Origin of the sequence: Pseudomonas simiae, assembly GCF_000934565.1 — a bacterium.
Taxonomy (GTDB): Bacteria; Pseudomonadota; Gammaproteobacteria; order Pseudomonadales; family Pseudomonadaceae; genus Aquipseudomonas; species Aquipseudomonas simiae.
The window spans coordinates 5,556,129-5,575,292 of the sequence record NZ_CP010896.1 but is presented as its reverse complement, the minus strand read 5'-3'; the positions used below and the strand labels follow the sequence as shown (position 1 = coordinate 5,575,292).

The following is a 19,164-nucleotide window of genomic DNA, read 5'->3' as shown; positions in this document are numbered from 1 at the left end:
TTGCCTGGATGGCCCAAAGCCAGATCCCACTGAACCCTCACGAATGGCCAAGGTCGATTAGCTACACGGCTCACACGAGCCGATTTTTGGAGCTTACCCATGGACATCATTCGTATCATCATCGCCATTCTGCTGCCGCCACTGGGTGTGTTCCTGCAAGTGGGTTTCGCCGGTGCATTCTGGCTTAACATCCTGCTGACCCTGTGCGGTTACTTCCCCGGCATCATCCACGCGGTGTACATCATCGCCAAGCGCTGAAGCCGTCAGCCTTTTGCGATGAGCCGTGAGTTGCGCTCGTTGCGAAAGGCCAATTGCTCGATGGTCTGGGTCGCGTGTTCGGCTTCTTCCCGCGCTTGCAGGATGATGCCGTGCTGCTCGGACTTGCTGCACACCGGGTCGGCATTGCTCGCGTCTCCCGTGAGCATGAAGGCCTGGCACCGGCAGCCGCCGAAGTCCTTTTCCTTCTCGTCGCAGGAACGGCATGGCTCGGGCATCCAGTCGTAACCGCGAAAGCGGTTGAAGCCGAATGAGTCGTACCAGATGTGCTGCATGCTGTGGTCGCGCACGTTGGGAAATTGCACCGGCATCTGTCGGGCGCCGTGGCAGGGCAGGGCGGTGCCGTCTGGCGTTACTGTCAGAAAGATACTGCCCCAGCCGTTCATGCAGGCTTTAGGGCGCTCCTCGTAGTAATCCGGCGTTACGAAGATCAGCTTGCACGGGTGCCCTTCGGCCTCAAGCTTGGCGCGGTATTCGTTGGTGATGCGTTCGGCGCGCACCAGCTGTTCCCGGGTCGGCAACAACCCCACCCGATTGAGCTGCGCCCAACCGTAGAACTGGCAGGTGGCGAGTTCGACGAAGTCCGCCTCCAATGCAATACACAGCTCGATGATGCGATCGATCTTGTCGATATTGTGCCGATGGGTCACGAAGTTCAGCACCATCGGATACCCGTGGGCCTTCACCGCGCGGGCCATTTCCAGCTTTTGCGCGAAGGCTTTTTTCGAGCCGGCCAGCAGGTTGTTCACCTGTTCGTCGCTGGCCTGGAAGCTGATCTGGATATGGTCCAGGCCGGCTTTCTTGAAATCGCTGATCTTCTGTTCGGTCAGGCCGATGCCGGAGGTGATCAGGTTGGTATAGAACCCCAGCCTGCGCGCCTCGGCGATCAGCTCGGCGAGGTCTTGACGGACCAACGGCTCGCCGCCGGAAAACCCCAGCTGTGCCGCGCCCATCTCGCGGGCTTCGCGAAATACCTTGAACCACTGCTCGGTGCTCAGTTCCTTGCCCTGCTCGGCAAAATCCAGCGGGTTGGAGCAGTACGGGCACTGCAGCGGGCAGCGATAGGTCAGCTCGGCCAGCAACCATAGCGGCAAGCCAATCGGCGGTTTTTCAGGCAAGGGTGATCCAGTGCTCTGCACGGGCGACCTCCATGAATTGCTCGATGTCTTCGCCGAGCTCAGGCACGCCGGGGAACTGTTTATCCAGCTCGGCGATGATCGTCGCCACGTCGCGCTCACCGTTGATCAATCCGCCGATCAGCGCAGCGCTGTCATTGAGCTTGATCATGCCTTCGGGGTAGAGCAACACATGGCCCTTTTGCGCGGGCTCGTACTGGTAGCGATAGCCTTGGCGCCAGGTGGGTTTCTTGCTGCGATCAAAGCTCATAGGGTGATCCCTTTATGCCACACACGCTGCTCGGTCACGCTGTGATACGGCGGGCGGTTGAGTTCGTAGGCCATGCTCATGGCATCCAGCATGCTCCACAGGATATCCAGTTTGAACTGGAGAATTTCCAGCATGCGCTCCTGGCCTTCACGGGTGGTGTAGTGCTGCAGGGTGATCGCCAAACCATGTTCCACGTCGCGCCGGGCCTGGCCGAGACGGGTGCGGAAGTATTCATACCCGGCCGGGTCGATCCACGGGTAATGCTGCGGCCAGCTGTCGAGGCGCGATTGGTGGATCTGCGGCGCGAACAGCTCGGTCAGCGAGCTGCTGGCGGCTTCCTGCCAACTGGCGCGGCGGGCGAAGTTGACGTAGGCATCCACCGCAAACCGCACGCCTGGCAACACCAGTTCCTGAGAGCGCAGTTGGTCGGGGTCCAGTCCAACGGCCTGGCCGAGGCGCAGCCAGGCTTCGATGCCGCCGTCCTCACCGGGGGCGCCATCGTGGTCGAGCAAGCGCTGGATCCACTCGCGGCGGATCTCACGGTCTGGGCAATTTGCCAGGATCGCGGCGTCTTTCAGGGGGATGTTCACCTGATAGTAGAAGCGGTTGGCGACCCAGCCCTGGATCTGCTCGCGGGTTGCGCGGCCTTCGTACATCGCCACGTGGTACGGGTGGTGGATATGGTAGAAGGCGCCTTTGGCACGCAGGGCGGCTTCGAATTCAGCGGTGGTCAATGGCGTGTCGGTCATTTCGATCGCTCCTACAGTTCAATGCTCATGCCGTCGTAAGCCACTTCGACATTGCGCCGCACCAGCTCCGCTCGCTCGGGGGAGTCTTCATCAAGGATCGGGTTGGTGTTGTTGATGTGAATAAGCACTTTGCGCTGTTTTGGCAATTGCTCCAGCACTTCCAGCATGCCGCCGGGGCCGTTCTGCGCCAGGTGGCCCATCTCGCGGCCGGTGCGGGTGCCGACGCCACGGCGCTGCATTTCGTCGTCATCCCACATTGTGCCGTCCACCAGCAGGCAGTCGCTGCCGGCCATGATCTCCAGCAACGGCGCGTCGACCTTGCCCAGCCCTGGCGCGTAGAACAGTTTGCCGCCGGTGCGCAGGTCTTCGACGATCAGGCCGATGTTGTCGCCGGGGTGCGGGTCGAAGCGGTGCGGCGAGTAGGGCGGCGCGGCACTGCGCAGTGGCAGCGGGGTGAAGCGCAGGTTCGGGCAGGCCGGGATGGTGAAGCTGGCGTCCAGCTCGATGCGGTTCCAGGCCAGACCGCCGTTCCAGTGGGTGAGCATAGTGAACAGCGGGAAGCCGGTGCTCAGGTCTTCATGGACCATGTCGGTGCACCACACCTGGTGCGGGCAACCTTCACGCAGGCTCAGCAGGCCGGTGGTGTGGTCGATCTGGCTGTCCATCAGGATGATCGCGCTGATGCCGGTGTCGCGCAGGGCGCGGCCAGGTTGCATCGGTGCAAAGCCCTGGAGTTGCGCACGGATATCCGGCGAGGCATTGCACAGCACCCAGTTCACACCATCGTCGGAGATCGCGATGGACGACTGGGTACGCGCCTGGGCCCGCAGGCTGCCATCACGAAAACCCGCGCAGTTCACGCAGTTGCAGTTCCACTGCGGGAAACCACCGCCGGCGGCGGAACCTAGAATCTGGACAAACATGGCAGCTCCATCAAGCTCAAAACAAAAACGCCCCGGGCGAACCGAGGCGTTGTATTACCCAGCGGATTAACGGCTGGCGAAGTACATGGTGACTTCGAAACCGATGCGCAGATCAGTGTAAGCAGGTTTGGACCAGGTCATATTCTTACTCCTACGAAGGGATGGGACGTTTACTACCAAGTAATACATATAGTCCACCTCCAATCGGAGATGTTCAGATGTGTGCGTGGGAATGTTACGCAATTCTTTTCAAGTTAGCGCTGTCTTGATGGAAAAAGCCTTTTGCAGGGGCGGCAATGATCAGCCTGCCGCTTGCCAGGTAGCCGAGCTGCACGGGCCGTTGGCCACGCAGCGCCAGCCGCCTGTGGCGTCGTTCAATTGCTGGGCGGCGAGCTGCAACGCTTCGCGGGTACAGGCTTGGATGTGGGATTGCAGTTGATCCAGATAACCCGACGGATGACCTGCCAGATGGGCGTGCCACAGCAGTTCGGCGGCTTGGGCGTTGGGCAGTGTCTGTGCTGAGAACTGCTGTGCCAGGGCCAGGTTGCCCAGGTCGTCGCTGCTATCGATCAGTGCCGGCAGTTGTTGGAGGAAGGCTTGCAGGTGATCAGCGATGCCCTCCAGGGACACGCTGGGGGATTGCACGCCGAATAGCAGGCCGGTCTGGCCGCTTATCTGTCGGATGCCGCTGAACACGGCGTAGCCGATTTGCAGCTCGACGCGCAGGCGCTGGTAGAACGGCCCTTGGACCAGATGGCCCAGCAGTCGCCATGCGGCTTCATCCGCCAGGGACTGGCTTGGCGCCTGGCAAAACAGCAGCAGTGCAGCTTCGTCCGAGTCGGTTTTTAGCGTGTGCCATAGGCGCTGACCGCTGAGGGAAGGACGTGCTTGATCAAGCCGCGCGGGTTGCCCTGGCAGCCGGGCCGCTGCGGTTTTGATCGCGGCTTCATGGGCGGCGGAAAAGCCCAGGCCCAGGCCTTGCCAACGTGCGGTGGCCCAGGCTGTCGATTCAGCGTTGTGACCGTTGCAGCAAGCGGGCAGCGCCTTGAGCAATTCACGGATGGCAATCATCTGTGGCAAGACGGGTTGAGCTTCCTGCGGTTGATTCAGGCTTTGCGCCAACCGGTCCAACACGGCTGGCATGGGCTCCTGCAGCCCGACCATCTTCACCAGCCCGTCCTGCCCCAGGTTTTCGAATGACAATTCGACGCCTGCCTGACGGGCATTCTCACGCAACGGCTGCAAAGCACTTTCAAGGCCGCAAGGCGCTGACCGCCATTGCAGATACAGCGCGCCTTCGTCGCCGTCGTCTGCCAATGCTTGACTGAATGTCAGCGCCGACACTTCCTTGCGGCCACGGGAACGATCCTGGGCAAAGGTGCGTAAGCCTCGGTGGGCGCTGGTCTGGCCGCGAATCAGGCCGGCGCGTTCTTCCTTGATCGGAGGGCGCAGGAATGGGTTGTTCGGTGGCAGTTGCCACGTGTGTCCGGAGGGCGGTAGGTGCAGTGAATCCAGTAGGGTCTTGAGGGCGGCCACACTCTGTTCCGAGAGATCCTGGCTGTGGTTTTTTGCCAATGCCAGGGCGCCTTGGACCTGCCGTTGCCGAGCGGCCAACAGTGCGAATTCTTCCCGCAGTGAAGTCCAGTCGCTGTGTGCGAAAAAGCTCAGCCAGTCGAGCAGCAATGCCTCTATTTGGCTAGCCGATTCGCCTCGGGTGGTGAAGTCGATATCCAGCACAGCCTGCCCAGCGTAGTCATAAAGCACTGACGCCTGCAGTGCACTGGCCAGTTGTCGCGTCTTCAGTTCAGCCAGCAATCCGCCGGGCGCCGAGGTGTTAAGCCAAGTGCAAAGAAACTCCAGCGCTGGCCGGGGCGCGTCGCAGGTAATGACGTGATGCAGGTGATGATTGGCGATGTGCTGATAGCCCCGCGCCTGGCCCGGCATCAATGCCGGTGGGGCGGATTGTGGGCGCAGAGGCCCAGAAGTCAGCTGTTCACTGAACGACTGTGCCAGGCCTTGCAGCGCCTCCAGTGATTGCGGGCCCGCCAGGCTCAAGGTCATCTGTCCGCTCTGATAGAACTGCGCGTGAAATTCGCGCAACGCCTGCTGAAATGCCTCACGTTCTACCGGCAAGCTGTCGCGGTTGCCTGCATGGAAACCCCGCAGTGGATGATCCGCCGCCAGTCCTTCAAGCAACGCGACCTGCTGCTGAGCCTTGGCATCCTGGGACCAGGCGACGAATTCCGCGTGCACTACCTCGCGCTCGCGCAATTGATCCTCCAGGGCCAGGCGCGGGTGGGTGAGCATGTCACCCAAGCGCTCCAACCCACCGGCAAATGTTGCAACCGGCAATTCAAAGAAAAAATCCGTGGTGCGCTCGCGGGTGCTGGCATTGACCTGACCGCCATGGCGTTGCACGTAGGCCATCAACCCTTCACTCGTGGGAAAGCGCTCTGTGCCGAGGAACAGCAAATGCTCCAGGAAATGCGCCAACCCCGGCCAAGCCAGTGGCACATCATGGCTGCCTGCCGCTACGCGCAAAACGGCGGCGCAACGTTTCAAACGCGGCGCATGCTGCAAGGCAACCTGCAGGCCATTGGCCAGGGTCAGTTGAAGGGGATGAGGGTGGGCCGGCGCAGGCATGGGCACTTCCGAAACGTAGAATGTGCCCATGTTAGCAAACCGACTGGATCAGGGCTTGTGCAGCGCCCCGTACAACTCGGGGCGACGGTCCTGCAAGTAGTGATTGGCGGCGCGGGCGTCGAGGATCGACTGGCGATCCAGCTCCCCGACGATCAAGGCTTCATCCAGACCCGCCTGGGCAATGCGCTGGCCATTCGGTGCGGCGATGCTGCTTTGCCCGCAGTACTGGATCTCGCCTTCACGCCCACAGTAATTGGCGTAGGCCACATAACACTGGTTTTCGAAGGCCCGCGCCCGCACGGTGACGTCGGCGACAAAGTCGAACGGCACCATGTTGGCGGTGGGCACCAGGATCAGTTCGGCACCGGCCAGGGCTAGGCGCCGGGTGTTTTCCGGGAACTCCAGGTCGTAACAGATCAGAAAACCAAGCGTCCAGCCGTTGAGCTCCACCAGAGGGAAATTATCCTCGCCGGCGCTGAACATCGAGTGGTCCAGGTCGCCAAACAGATGGGTCTTGCGGTAGTTGCACCGGCACTGGCCGTGGGCGTCGATCAACTGCACGGCGTTGTAGATCTGGCCATCCTCGGCCCGTTCCGGGTAACCGTACAGAATTGCCAGACCGGCGCTTTTGGCCAGTTCGGCAATCGCCTGTGCCGACGGCCCATCCTGCGCCTCGGCCAGCGCGCCAACGGCCTCGGCGCCGATGTTGTAGCCGGTGAGAAACATCTCCGGCAGCACCAGCACATCGGCACTGGAGGCCTCATGCGCCAAAGCGTGCAGGCGCTTGAGGTTGCCGCTTACATCCAGCGGCTGCGGTGGGCATTGGTACAGGGCGACGCGCATGTTCAACTCCTTAATCGGCCAGGGCGATCGGCCCGATTTCATCGAATACGTCACCCGGTCCTGGGTTCTCCGGGTGAGTGCTGCCACCGAAGTGGGTCATGATGCCCCACACCGCGTTCAGCGAGGTTTGCACGGCGCCTTCGACCCAGGCAGGCGTCCAGGACACATCATCACCGGCTATAAAGATCCCACGTTGCTCGGCGGGCATGTCCTTCTGCATGAAGTGTGCATACATGCGTTGGTTGTAGCGATAGTGGCCCGGCAGCGCGCCTTTGAAGGCACCGAGGAAATGCGGGTCGGCTTCCCATGACACGGTGATCGGGTCGCCGATGATGCGCGCCTTGATATCGACTTTCGGGTAGATCTTTTTCAGGGCGTCGAGGGCCAGTTTTACGCGCTTGTCGATGGGCTGCGGCAGCATTTTCAGGGCGTCGCTCATCCACGAGTACGACAGGCAGATCACACCCGGCTTGTCGTCGCCGTTATCGAACAGATACGTGCCACGGGTCAGGCGATCGGTGAGGGTCATGCTCATCAGGTCACGGCCGGTCTCCGGGTCTTTGTCTTTCCAGAACGGGCGGTCGACCATCACGAAGGTTTTCGACGATTGCATGTAGCGCGTGCGGTCCAGGGCCATCCACATCTTTTGCGAGAACAGGGTTTCGTCGCATTCGATCTGGGTGGTCAGCAGCCAGCTTTGGCAGGTGGTCAGTACAGCAGCGTATTCGCGAGTGTCGCCATAGTTGTCGGTGACGGCGAAACGACCATCCGCGGCATGGGCAATGCGTTTCACCCCTGCCCTTGGCGCACCGCGGTGCAGCGAACTCAGGCTGGTGCCCGCCGGCCAGTGGGCGCAACGCTCCGGTACATGGCGCCAGATGCCCATCGGCACCTGTGCCACGCCGCCGACCACCAGGTGTTGGTGGTCATCGCAGTTGGTCATTACCACGCGGAAGATTTCCAGCATCGAGTTGGGGAAGTCCGAGTCCCAGCCGCCGGTGCCAAAGCCGACCTGGCCGAACACTTCGCGGTGATGGAAGGACAACTTGGCGAAGGCCTTGGAGGTGGCGACAAAGTCGTAGAAGGTGCGGTCATCCCACAGTGGCACCAGCTTGTTCCACAGCTCCTTGAGGCGCGGCACGTCGCGGTCGCGGATGGCTTGCTGGATATCGCCGAACTGCGAACCCGCTTCCAGGGCGTCGGCCCAGGCGTCCGCCACTTCCTGGAACAGGACCGGCAAGTCGGAGAGTTTTTGCGCGTAGTGGGTCTGGCCTTCAAGGTCAATGACCGTACTGCCGGACGCCGGCGTCAGTGGGTTGGGGAAGGGTTTGGTTTCCAGCCCCAGCTTGTCGACATAGTGATAGAACGCGGTGGACGACACCGGAAAGCGCATGCCACCCAGCTCGGCGATGATGCCTTCGGCCCCTTCGAAGGCTTGGGAGCGCAGGCGACCGCCCATTTTAGAGGCTTCGTACACCACCGGCTTGAGGCCCAGTTTCATCAGCTCGTAGGCGGCCACCAGGCCCGCGATCCCGGCGCCGACAATCGCCACTTCGGCACCGTGGTTGGCGGTGGGGATGCTGCCCAGGCCTGCGGGGTGTTCGATCCAGTCATCAAAGGCAAACGGAAAGTCCGGACCAAAGATGGTGATGGGTTTCTTGCCGTCGGCGGGGTGGCGATTGGTCTTGCTGATGGTGCTGGACGGAATGCTCATGGCTGACCCTTACTGGCGACCTGGCGGGCGTGACCCGCTGAGTATAGGAAAAGATGGCAGCCAGTTTAGGGAGCGTGGCGTTCGTTAATAAGGCGCAAAGTGTCGTCGGATTGATCTGTTTTTAGTCAGAATGACGAACCTGTTGATCAGATTGGCTGTCCGCGATCCAATTTGTTACTGAGGATGATCGACGTTGTGGTTTTCTCCACCCCATCCACACTGCCGATCTGGTCCAGCAATTGGTCCAACTGCTCGGGCGAATCCGTGCGCAGCCAAGCGACGTAATCGAACTCACCACTCACCGCGCACAACTGTTGCACCTGGGCCATCGCACTCAACCTACGCAGCACTTCCTTGCCCGAGCGCGCTTGCACGGTGATCCCGACGTAAGCCTGCAAACCACCATCGACGACACGCTGCCCGAGGCGCACGCCATAACCGGTGATCACCTGGGTTTTCTCCAGGCGTGCCAGGCGCGACGTCACCGTGGTGCGTGCGATGCCCAACTGCCGGGCGAGCATGGCCACACTTTCGCGGGCGTTGATCTGCAGGGCGGCGATCAGTTGGCGATCAATTTCGTCTAGGGCGGGCAAGGCGAGGGCTCCGATACGGGGGGGGCAATGTGCTGGCATCTTACAGGCTGGCGTCGGCGAGGAGGCAGCGGGTAAACAGTTGCGGCACGGGGAGATGCTGTTGGCTGTGGCGACTGAGCAGGATGATTTCGCGGTAAAACGTCAGGCCGCCCAATGGGATGATTCGCACCTTGGGCGAGCGCTCCAGCCACAACCCCGCCTGAGGAATCAACGACACGCCCAGGCCACACTCGACCATCTTGACGATGGCTTCCAGCTCATCCAACTCCAGCGCCATCTGTACATCCAGCTTCTGTTCACGCAGGAAGCGGCTGACCAACCGTCCGCCAAACGAAGCACGGTCGTAACGTACATGGGGCTGTGTCGCGAGCACGTGCAAAGGGTCATCGCCCGTCAGCGCATGAGGCACGACCAGTACAAACGGCTCCTTGCGCAGGACCTGTACGTGCAACTCCTTGGGCAAATCAAAGGGCGGACGAATGATGATGGCCGAATCCAATTCGCCGGCGTCCACCCGACTCAACAGCTCCAGGGACACACCGGGTATCAGTTTGCACTCCACCGTCGGCGCCGCCTGGCGCAAACGCACCAGTGCCTGGGGCAGCAGACCGGTTTGCGCGGTGGTGATGGCGCCCACTTTCAGCTCGCCTCGGTACTCGTTGGCACCCACCGGCACGGCCATGCGATTGAAGGTTTCCAGGATCTCCCTGGCCAACGGCAAGGCGCGCAAACCGGCCGCATTCAACGTGGCCTGGCGCCCGGTACGGTCGAACAACTGCACGCCGAGCGTCTGTTCCAGTTGACGAATCTGCGCACTGACCGCCGACTGCGTCAGCCCGATATGCATGCCTGCCGCCGCGAACGTGCCGTGACGGGTTACCGCAATAAAGGTCTTCAATTCGCGCAACATGGGCGTCTCGATTGATCAAAATAATTTGAGCTCGGCGCAAAAACTATCGTCTTTTCATCGTCAGGAGCAAGGCTAAACTCGGGGCACTTAATACCCACAGAGGTTTGACCTGATGACACTCGCACCTTTTCACCTGGCAATTCCGGTCTATGACCTCGCCGCTGCGCGGCATTTCTACGGTCAAGTCTTTGGCCTTGAAGAGGGGCGTTCCAGCGAACACTGGGTCGACTTCAACTTCTTCGGGCATCAGTTGGTCATTCACGAACACCCGAAAACCGCCTCACAGGAATCCGCCCACACCAACGCAGTCGACGGCCACAACGTGCCCGTGCCGCATTTCGGCGTGGTACTGGGCTGGGAAGAGTGGCAGGCGTTGGCGGAGCGCCTGCAGGCGCAGCAAACCCGGTTCGTGCTGGAACCGCACATTCGTTTCAAGGGCCAAGTGGGGGAGCAGGCGACGTTGTTTCTGTTTGACCCCTGCGGGAACGCACTGGAGTTCAAGGCATTCAGGGACATCGGGCAGTTGTTTGCGAAGTGAGGCTGCCAGACACACAAAAGCCGCGCAATGCGCGGCTTTCTTGTTTGGTGGGCCCACACGGACTTGAACCGTGGACCAAAGGATTATGAGTCCTCTGCTCTGACCAACTGAGCTATAGGCCCTGTAACAGGTCGCGGATTATAACGATGGTTTCTCCGCTGTGCCATCCGAAAAGTCCTCAATCCTCATACGAAGAAACGTCGCGGCAAAAAGCGCCGGCGGTAGCGGCAGGCTGACGATGTAGCCTTGCATCTGTTCGCAGCCTTCGGCAGCCAGGAAGGCTTGCTGTGCGGGGTTCTCCACGCCTTCGGCGATGATGGTGAATTGCATGCTGTGGCCCAAGGCGATGATGGCGCGCACGATGGCGGCGTCGTGGGGGTCGTCGGGCAGGCCGCGGACGAAGGATTGGTCGATCTTGAGGAAGTCCAGCGGCAGGCGTTTGAGGTAGCTGAGGGATGAATAGCCGGTGCCAAAGTCGTCAATGGCGAGCTGTACGCCGAGGTCTTTGAGCTGGTGCAGGACATCCAGCGCTTCTTCGGCCTGGCTCATGATGAAGTTTTCGGTGATTTCCAGTTGCAGGCGGCCGGGATCGAGCTGGTAGTCATGCAGCAGCTGTTTGATACGGCCCAATAAGCCGGGGTGGCGCAATTGTGCGCCGGCCAGGTTGACCGACAGCGGGCCGAAATCGTCGAAGTGGCCTTGCCAGGCGTGCATTTGCCGGCAGGCCTGTTCCAGCACCCAGTCGCCAATCTGCAGGATCATGCCATTCTCTTCGGCGAGGGCAATAAAGTGTTCGGGCGGTACGTCGCCAAACGTGGGGTGATGCCAGCGGATCAGCGCTTCGGCACCGATCAGTTCATGGGTCGCGAGGCTCAGTTTGGGCTGGTAGTAGAGGCTCAGCTCATCGCGCTCGATGGCGCGGCGCAGTTCGTGTTCGAGTGCCACGCGTTCGTTGGCCTGGGCGGTGAGGTCGCGAGTATAGCTTTCAACCCGGTTGCGCCCCTTGGCCTTGGAGCGGTACATCGCGGCGTCGGCGTTCTTGACCAGCGTGGCGACGTCGGTGCCGTCCTCCGGGTATAGGCTGGTGCCGATGCTCGCGCTGATAAAGAACTCATGCTCACCCGCCTGGAACGGTGGTGTGAAGCAGGCCAGCAGTTTGTTGGCCAGGTACTGGGCGTCGCTGGCGTGCTGCAAGCCGGGGAGCAGGATGATGAACTCGTCGCCGCCCAGGCGGGCGACGGTGTCGATGTCTCGCAACTGCTCCTTGAGGCGCACGGCGATGTCTTTGAGCAGCAGGTCGCCGATCGGGTGGCCGAGGCTGTCGTTGATGTGTTTGAAGCGGTCCAGGTCGAGAAACAGTACGGCGCCTTGTTGACCGGTTTCCTGATGGCCGTTGAGGGCCGCTTGCAGCCGGCTTTCGAAGAGTGTGCGGTTGGGCAGGCCGGTCAAGGGGTCGTGATGCGCCTGGTAGTCGAGGCGCGCCTGGGCAAGTTTGAGGCTGGAGATGTCGGCAAACACCGCGACGAAGTGTGTGATCAACTGCTCGCGGTTGCGCACGGCGCTGATGGTCAGCCAACTGGGGTAAAGCTCACCGTTCTTGCGACGGTTGGAGATCTCGCCCTGCCAGTGCCCTTGGGCGGTCAATTGGTGCCACATCGCCGCATAAAATGCGCTGTCATGCAGCCCGGAAGCGAGTAAGCGGGGGGTGTTGCCGAGGGCTTCGGCCTCGCTGTAGCCGGTGATTTCACTGAAGGCACGGTTGACGGCACTGATGTTCTGCCGGGTGTCGGTGATCAATACACCTTCGGCCGTGCTCTCGAACACGGTGGCAGCTTGTTGCAGTTTTTCCTGCATCAGTTGGCGTTCGGTGATGTCTCGCGCGATGGTCAGCATGCAATCGTCGTCGCCGATAGGCAGCGGGCGGCTGGATAACTCGCACAGGCGGATCTGGCCATCGCTGCGGCGTATATGGCAGATGAAGTCGCGCACAAAGCCATCGCGCTGCATCAGCTCCAGCATGTGTTTGCGTTCGTTGAGGTCGACCCAGATGCCCAGGTCCAAGGTCGATTGGTCGAGGGACGTGGCGCTGGTGAAACCAGTGATTCGGCTGAAACCGTCGTTCACTTCAATCAGCAGACCATCGCGCTGTCGGCTCAGCAGCAAACCGTCAGGGGAGGCGTGAAAGGCCTTGGCGAATTTCTCTTCGGAGGTCTGCAGTTGTTGCTGGGTTTCCTTGAGCTGGGTGATGTCGCGCACCACCACCACAATGGCTTCAATGGTGTCGAGTTGAAACGGTTCGGCGGAGATCAACCCGGTGAAGGCTTGGCCATTGCTGCGCAGAAAGGGCATTTCCAGGTTGCGAATGCTGGTGGTCTGCACCCGTTGCAGCAGGTCCGGCCCCACGCCCTGAATGCCCCAGATATTCAGTTCGGTGGCGGTTTTACCCACCACGTGTTCGGCCTTCAGGCCTATTTGGTCTTCGAATGCCTTGTTGACCTCCAGCAGGCAGCCATCGGAGAGACGAGCAATCACCAACATGTCCGGGCATTGCTGGAACACCGAGGCGAATTTCTGCTCGGACAGCTGCAAGGCTTCCTCGGTGCGCTTGGCCTCGCTGATATCGATCATCAGGCCGCGCAGTACCGGCTCATGCCCGTGTTCTATCAGGCTGACGATGTCACGCACCCACAGGCAACGGCCGTCGGCGGTGATCACGCGGTAATCGATGCTGTGATCGCGGTTAGCGCGGGTTTCACGGTAGCAATAGGCTTCGGCGCGCGTCAGGTCGGCGGGGTGAATGATGTTGCGCCAGAAGCCCGGAATCAGCCAGTGCGCGCGGGGATAACCGAGTAATTCCTCGGCATGCGGTGACACGTAGCTGTAGGTGAAGTCGGCGACACTGGCTTCCCAGGCGATGGCGGACAGGCTCTCCACCAGGCCGCGATAGTGGTATTCGCTGCTGCGCAGTTCCTGTTCGAGGGCGACGCGGCGGGCAATTTCCGAACTGAGCCGGCGATTGATCCGAATCACCACGGCCAATACGGTGCTCAATAACAGCACGGCGGGCAGGCCATAGATCAGCAGGTCCTTCCAGAACGTGCGATGGTCGGTAACGCTGCCGACCCAATGTTGCTGGATCGCGTCGGTTTCTTCCGGGCTGAGGTCAGCCAGCACCTTGTCGAGGATGCCCACGAGCATTTTGTTGTCGCGCGGTACGCCCATCGCCAATTGGTAACGGTAGGGGGTTTCGCCGCTGACGTACAAGCCGTCGAGCTTGAGTTGGCGAAGGCTCCAGACGCTTGAGGCGAGGTCGCCGACCACCGCATCCACTTCATCGGTGGCCAGGGCCTGCAGCGTCGAGCTGACGTTCGGCATGGCCACCAGGTTGAGGTCGGGATGATGGGTGCGCAGCAGTTCATGAGGGGCGTAGTTTTCTACCACGGCAATCTTCAAGCCGTAGAGGTCCTTCAGGGTGCGCGGTTTGGCGCCGCCTTCATGGGCCAGGATGACGATGGGGAAGTCCAGGTACGGGCGAGTGAATGCCATGTAGCCCTGGCGCTCGGGTGTGGACATGATGCCGGGCAGCAGGTCGAGCTGGTTGTTGCGGGCCTGCTCCAGCACGGCGCTCCAGTTCTCCGGCTCGATCAGCTTGACGCGCACGCCCAGGCGGTCCTGGATCAGGCGCACGTAGTCGGCCGCCAAACCTTGGTAGCGGCCCTCGTCGTCACGGTATTCAAAGGGTGGCCACGACGCATCCACCCCCAAGCGCAACTCCTGATGGTCCGCCAGCCAGCCACGCTCATCATCGCTAAGAGTCAACGCGCCAGCCGTTGCGGTCCAGGTCAGCAGCGACAGCAGTAACACGGCCGGCAGTCTGGGCATAACGGTCTCGTTATGGCACGGGGAATATTTCGAGTGTAGACGGGCATTGCGAGGGAGGGGTGTTGCTTGGGATTTTATCTGTAGAAAGCAAAACCCCCGGCCTGGGCCGGGGGTTCTGGTATCACTCGTCGAGGAAGGAGCGCAGATGCTCGCTTCGCGTCGGGTGGCGCAACTTGCGCAACGCCTTGGCTTCGATCTGACGGATCCGCTCACGCGTCACGTCAAACTGCTTACCGACTTCCTCAAGGGTGTGGTCGGTATTCATGTCGATGCCGAAACGCATGCGCAGTACCTTGGCTTCACGGGCAGTGAGGCCGGACAGTACGTCGCGAGTCGCTTCTTTCAAGCTCTCAACGGTGGCGACATCGATTGGCGACTGCATGGTCGAGTCTTCGATGAAGTCACCCAGATGGGAGTCTTCGTCATCACCAATCGGGGTTTCCATGGAGATCGGCTCTTTAGCGATCTTCAACACCTTGCGGATTTTATCCTCAGGCATTTCCATGCGTTCGCCCAGCTCTTCCGGGGTCGGTTCGCGACCCATTTCCTGCAACATCTGCCGGGAAATACGGTTGAGCTTGTTGATCGTCTCGATCATGTGCACCGGAATACGGATGGTGCGGGCCTGGTCGGCGATCGAGCGAGTGATCGCCTGACGGATCCACCAGGTGGCATAAGTCGAGAACTTGTAGCCGCGACGGTATTCGAACTTGTCCACAGCCTTCATCAAGCCGATGTTGCCTTCCTGGATCAGGTCGAGGAATTGCAGGCCACGGTTGGTGTACTTCTTGGCGATGGAGATCACCAGACGCAAGTTCGCTTCAACCATCTCTTTCTTCGCGCGGCGGGCCTTGGCCTCACCGATCGACATGCGACGGTTGATGTCCTTGATCTCGGCAATCGTCAGACCGGTTTCGGTCTCAAGCGCGGTCAGCTTCTGCTGGCAACGGATGATGTCCGGTTGCAGGCGACCAATGGCTTCGGCGTATTTCGCCTTGCCCTTGGCCAGTGCGTCGGTCCAGCTTTCATCTACTTCGTTGCCCGGGAACTGGCGCAGGAAGTCGGCACGCGGCATACGGGCATCACGCACACACAGCTGCATGATTGCGCGTTCTTGGGCACGCAGACGCTCCAGGGCGCTGCGGACACGCTCAACCAGGCCTTCGAATTGCTTCGGCACCAGCTTGATCGGCATGAACAGCTCAGCCAGGGCCACCAGCTCGGCAATCGCCTGCTTGTTGGCACGACCGTGCTTTTTCAGGGCCTTGCGGGTGATTTCCATTTGATCGGAAACCGCACCGAAACGCTGGGCAGCGATGATCGGGTCTGGACCGCTTTCAACTTCATCTTCATCGTCGCCGCTGGCTTCAGCGTCGTCGTCTTCGGTGTCGTCGTCCGCTTTCGCAGCCTTGGCATCAACAGGCGGCGGCACTTCGGCGGCAGGCGGCGCGATGCCGTCGTCCGGATCGATGTAGCCACTCAGGACGTCAGACAGGCGGCCACCTTCGGTGGTGACGCGGGTGTACTCGGAGAGAATGTGGTCAACCGTGCCAGGGAAGTGCGCAATTGCGCCCATCACTTCACGGATACCCTCTTCGATACGCTTGGCGATTTCGATTTCGCCTTCGCGTGTCAGCAGCTCGACGGTACCCATTTCACGCATATACATGCGCACAGGGTCGGTGGTACGACCGATATCGGTCTCCACAGCGGCCAGCGCGGCAGCAGCTTCTTCAGCGGCAGCCTCGTCGGTATCGGCGTCCGCCAGCATAAGGGAATCCTTATCTGGCGCAGCTTCGAATACGTTGATCCCCATGTCGTTAATCATGCGGATGATGTCTTCCACCTGCTCTGGATCTGAAATATCCTCAGGCAGGTGGTCGTTGACCTCCGCGTAAGTCAGGTAACCCTGCTCACGACCGAGAACGATCAACTCTTTGATACGAGACTGCTGTTGCGCTTTTCCGGACATAACACCCTATCCACTGAAGGTCTTGGCGGGCAAAAAACAAGCCGAGGATTATACCCGAGCTATGACCTCACACGCCAGCTGAGGTCGGGTTTGATGCGGAAACATTCTGTTTTAAGAGGTCGCGCATCTGTTTTGCTATCTGAATTTGCTCTTCAGCCGATAATCCCGGCTGCCTTGCTTTCTTGATCAGTTCATCGAGGGTCTGCGTATGCTGGCCCGCGGATAACCTAGTAATGGTGTCTAAAAACTGTTGTTCAAGGTTATCGCCGTCAATTAGCCACTCCTTTTCCGCAAGGGCTTTCAACAGTCGGCCCTGTTCGGTGCCGTGCCAGCGCGCCATCAACTGAATTGAGTTTAGCTTAGGATTTTTCTGTACCGCCTCGATCAAGGCGGTCAGTACCTGGGCGTAAGTGTTGCTCGCGTTGGCAAAGTGATCGGCGCTCTCGACCTTTTCCGCCAGTTGCGGATGGTGGATGAGCGTGCGCAGGGCAATGAGCGTTGGCGCTTCTACGGCGACAGGCGTCCGCGGGGCATACGCCTCATCGCGATCACCGCGCTTGCCGTTCTTGCTCCAGGGTTTCTTTTCCCATTTCTTGCCGTCGTTGCCGGACTTTTTCGGTGTCCACTCCTGCTGGGGGGCGTAGGCCTCCTGAGGTTGATGGAAGTCGGAATAGTCCGGCATGGCGTCGTAATCCATGCCTGGGTCATAGGCCGGTGGCGGCGCATCATGCGGCGTGTTGTGCACCAGCTGGCTGACGGCTTCGCCGCTTAACCCGGTGATTTCCTGCAGGCGCATGCGCATCAATGACTTCAGGTTGGCGCCGGGGACTTTGTCGATCAGCGGCGCCGCAAGGGTGGCCATGTGGGCCTTGCCTTCGAGGGAGCGTGGGTCGGCTTCTTCGGTCAGTTGCTGGAAGAAGTAGTCCGCCAGCGGCTGTGCATGCTGGTTGATGCGCGCGCGGAACGCGTCGGTGCCTTCGGAGCGCACCAGGGTGTCCGGGTCTTCGCCTTCGGGCAGGAACAGGAAGCGTGCGCGACGCCCGTCCTGCAGGCTCGACAGCGTGGCTTCGAGTGCGCGCCAGGCTGCATTGCGGCCGGCCTGGTCGCCGTCGAAGCAGAACAACACGCTGGGCACCACGCGAAACAGGCGTTTCATGTGTTCTTCGCTGGTGGCGGTGCCCAGGGTGGCGACCGCGTTGCGCAAGCCTTGTTGGGCGAGCGCGATGACGTCCATATAACCTTCAACCACGATAATCTCATCGAGGTTGCGGTTGTGCTTGCGCGCTTCGAACAGGCCATAGAGTTCCTGGCCCTTATGAAAAACCGGGGTTTCCGGGGAGTTCAGGTACTTGGGCTTGTCGTCCCCCAGCACGCGGCCACCAAAGGCGATGATCCGACCCCGGCTGTCGCGGATCGGGAACATGACGCGATCGCGGAAGCGGTCATAGCGTTTGCCGGTCTCGGCGTTCTCCACCAGCAGGCCGGCGTCGATCATGGCCTTTTGTTGGAGAGTGTCGCTGCTCAAGTGCTTGTACAGGTTGTCCCAGCCGGGCGGCGCGAACCCCAGGCCGAAGTCGCGGGCGATCTCACCCGTGAGGCCGCGACCTTTCAGGTAGTCGACGGCGGCCTTGCGCTGCGGATGGCTTTTAAGCGCCTGACGGTAAAAGTCGGCAGCGGCCGTCAGCAGCGGGTACAGCGGCGAATCGGTGGGTTGGCGCGGCTTGTGCGGACGGCTGCTTTCCTCGCGTGGGACTTCCATGCCAGCGGCTTTGGCCAGGTCCTCGATAGCCTGGGGGAAGTCCAGGTTGTCGTGGTCCATGAGAAAACCCAAGGCGTTGCCGCCTGCGCCGCAGCCGAAGCAGTAATAGAACTGCTTGTCGGGGCTGACACTGAACGACGGGGTCTTCTCTTTATGGAACGGGCAGCAGGCGGTGTAGTTCTTGCCAGCTTTTTTCAGTTGCACGCGCGAGCTGACAACATCGACGATGTCGGTGCGGTTCAGAAGGTCGTCAATAAAGCTCTGGGGAATCAGCCCGGCCATGGCGTTCTCGTCATCACTGCGTGTCAATGAGGGCCCATTGATTGTTCAAGCGCACGCATTGCGCGGCTCGATCATCAGGTGTCTGCTTGGGCATTCAGGAAGTGTATCTGCCGTTCATTCACTGACGTTAGTTTCAATCAGGTTTTTGGCATGGAAATGTTGCCCCGGCATCCGGTCTTGGCCAATGGCGGCCTCGGAAGCTCATTGTCGGGCACAGTCGATACAGTTGATCGTCTGCTTGAAAAATAAGTGTGCTCGTCAGTAGCCTTGATAGGCTCGTCAGAAGAGACGTGCACCGCTGGCAAAAGAGCCAGTCCTGACGTGTGAAGCAGTTGTATCGGTCGCGTGTGCGACGTCAACAGTGAAGCATCAAGCGATATCCGCAAATGCCATTAGCCCGGCTGAGGGCCGGGCTTGGCAGAAGCTTGCTACGAACGTCTGTGTATTAGTACAGACGAACGGCGCGGCGCTGTTCGCGCTGAACTTTCTTGGCGTGACGCTTAACAGCGGCTGCTGCTTTACGCTTACGCTCAGAAGTTGGCTTCTCGTAAAATTCGCGGCTACGAACTTCAGCCAGTACACCGGCTTTTTCGCAGGAGCGCTTGAAACGACGCAGAGCTACGTCGAAGGGTTCGTTCTCTTTAACTTTGACGGCTGGCATCCAGAGCTACCTTCTTTCATTACCGGGATCAAC

Annotated in this window: 16 protein-coding genes and 1 tRNA gene; 2 read left to right on the top strand and 15 right to left on the bottom strand. The window is 60.5% G+C overall.

Annotated elements, in window-relative coordinates:
* Window positions 1-99: 99 nt before the first annotated feature.
* Window positions 100-258 carry a YqaE/Pmp3 family membrane protein gene (locus tag PF1751_RS28670; protein WP_010207008.1) on the top strand — a complete coding sequence of 53 codons (159 nt, stop codon included), beginning with the start codon at window positions 100-102 and terminating at the stop codon, window positions 256-258.
* 5 nt (window positions 259-263) lie between these two features.
* Here the strand turns inward: PF1751_RS28670 and pqqE are convergent, their stop codons facing one another.
* The 10 genes from pqqE to PF1751_RS25365 form a co-directional block, all read right to left on the bottom strand.
* Window positions 264-1,394, bottom strand: coding sequence for a pyrroloquinoline quinone biosynthesis protein PqqE (gene pqqE / locus PF1751_RS25405; protein WP_010207007.1), 1,131 nt, complete (start codon window positions 1,392-1,394; stop codon window positions 264-266).
* Window positions 1,387-1,662, bottom strand: coding sequence for a pyrroloquinoline quinone biosynthesis peptide chaperone PqqD (gene pqqD, locus PF1751_RS25400; RefSeq protein ID WP_010207006.1), 276 nt, complete (start codon window positions 1,660-1,662; stop codon window positions 1,387-1,389). The genes pqqE and pqqD overlap by 8 nt, the downstream gene beginning before the upstream one ends.
* Window positions 1,659-2,411, bottom strand: coding sequence for a pyrroloquinoline-quinone synthase PqqC (pqqC, locus tag PF1751_RS25395; RefSeq protein ID WP_010207005.1), 753 nt, complete (start codon window positions 2,409-2,411; stop codon window positions 1,659-1,661). The genes pqqD and pqqC overlap by 4 nt, the downstream gene beginning before the upstream one ends.
* 11 nt (window positions 2,412-2,422) lie before the next feature.
* Complete coding sequence (gene pqqB / locus PF1751_RS25390) at window positions 2,423-3,334, bottom strand: pyrroloquinoline quinone biosynthesis protein PqqB (protein ID WP_010207003.1); 912 nt, start codon at window positions 3,332-3,334, stop codon at window positions 2,423-2,425.
* 66 nt (window positions 3,335-3,400) lie between these two features.
* A complete protein-coding gene (gene pqqA / locus PF1751_RS28665; RefSeq protein WP_003194766.1) occupies window positions 3,401-3,475 on the bottom strand; it encodes a pyrroloquinoline quinone precursor peptide PqqA in 75 nt (24 codons plus the stop codon).
* 159 nt (window positions 3,476-3,634) lie between these two features.
* Window positions 3,635-5,977: a pyrroloquinoline quinone biosynthesis protein PqqF gene (pqqF, locus tag PF1751_RS25385; RefSeq protein ID WP_010207000.1), complete on the bottom strand. Its 2,343-nt coding sequence runs from the start codon at window positions 5,975-5,977 to the stop codon at window positions 3,635-3,637.
* Window positions 5,978-6,025: 48 nt separating this feature from the next.
* Window positions 6,026-6,820 (bottom strand): carbon-nitrogen hydrolase family protein, encoded by a 795-nt coding sequence (locus PF1751_RS25380; RefSeq protein WP_010206999.1) that lies wholly within the window; start codon window positions 6,818-6,820, stop codon window positions 6,026-6,028.
* Window positions 6,821-6,830: 10 nt separating this feature from the next.
* Window positions 6,831-8,513, bottom strand: coding sequence for a flavin monoamine oxidase family protein (locus PF1751_RS25375; protein WP_029529016.1), 1,683 nt, complete (start codon window positions 8,511-8,513; stop codon window positions 6,831-6,833).
* 167 nt (window positions 8,514-8,680) lie between these two features.
* Window positions 8,681-9,127, bottom strand: coding sequence for an Lrp/AsnC family transcriptional regulator (locus PF1751_RS25370; RefSeq protein WP_010206997.1), 447 nt, complete (start codon window positions 9,125-9,127; stop codon window positions 8,681-8,683).
* A 40-nt stretch (window positions 9,128-9,167) separates the two neighbouring features.
* Entirely contained in the window at window positions 9,168-10,037 is an 870-nt protein-coding gene (locus tag PF1751_RS25365) for a LysR family transcriptional regulator (protein ID WP_010206996.1), read from the bottom strand.
* Between the two features lie 112 nt (window positions 10,038-10,149).
* Between PF1751_RS25365 and PF1751_RS25360 the strand changes: the two genes are divergently transcribed.
* Window positions 10,150-10,575: a VOC family protein gene (locus tag PF1751_RS25360; protein WP_010206994.1), complete on the top strand. Its 426-nt coding sequence runs from the start codon at window positions 10,150-10,152 to the stop codon at window positions 10,573-10,575.
* Between the two features lie 45 nt (window positions 10,576-10,620).
* Here PF1751_RS25360 and PF1751_RS25355 read toward each other — a convergent pair.
* From PF1751_RS25355 to rpsU, 5 genes are all read right to left on the bottom strand, one after another.
* Window positions 10,621-10,697 (bottom strand) — tRNA-Ile (locus PF1751_RS25355).
* A 16-nt stretch (window positions 10,698-10,713) separates the two neighbouring features.
* On the bottom strand, window positions 10,714-14,457 hold the full coding sequence (locus tag PF1751_RS25350) for an EAL domain-containing protein (RefSeq protein ID WP_044287980.1): 3,744 nt from the start codon (window positions 14,455-14,457) through the stop codon (window positions 10,714-10,716).
* 121 nt (window positions 14,458-14,578) lie between these two features.
* Window positions 14,579-16,429 carry an RNA polymerase sigma factor RpoD gene (gene rpoD / locus PF1751_RS25345; protein WP_010206992.1) on the bottom strand — a complete coding sequence of 617 codons (1,851 nt, stop codon included), beginning with the start codon at window positions 16,427-16,429 and terminating at the stop codon, window positions 14,579-14,581.
* A 67-nt stretch (window positions 16,430-16,496) separates the two neighbouring features.
* On the bottom strand, window positions 16,497-18,470 hold the full coding sequence (gene dnaG / locus PF1751_RS25340) for a DNA primase (protein ID WP_044287979.1): 1,974 nt from the start codon (window positions 18,468-18,470) through the stop codon (window positions 16,497-16,499).
* A 445-nt stretch (window positions 18,471-18,915) separates the two neighbouring features.
* The gene (gene rpsU / locus PF1751_RS28660) at window positions 18,916-19,131 is read right to left on the bottom strand and encodes a 30S ribosomal protein S21 (RefSeq protein ID WP_002551877.1); all 216 of its coding nucleotides are present in this window, start codon (window positions 19,129-19,131) and stop codon (window positions 18,916-18,918) included.
* Window positions 19,132-19,164 lie beyond the last annotated feature (33 nt).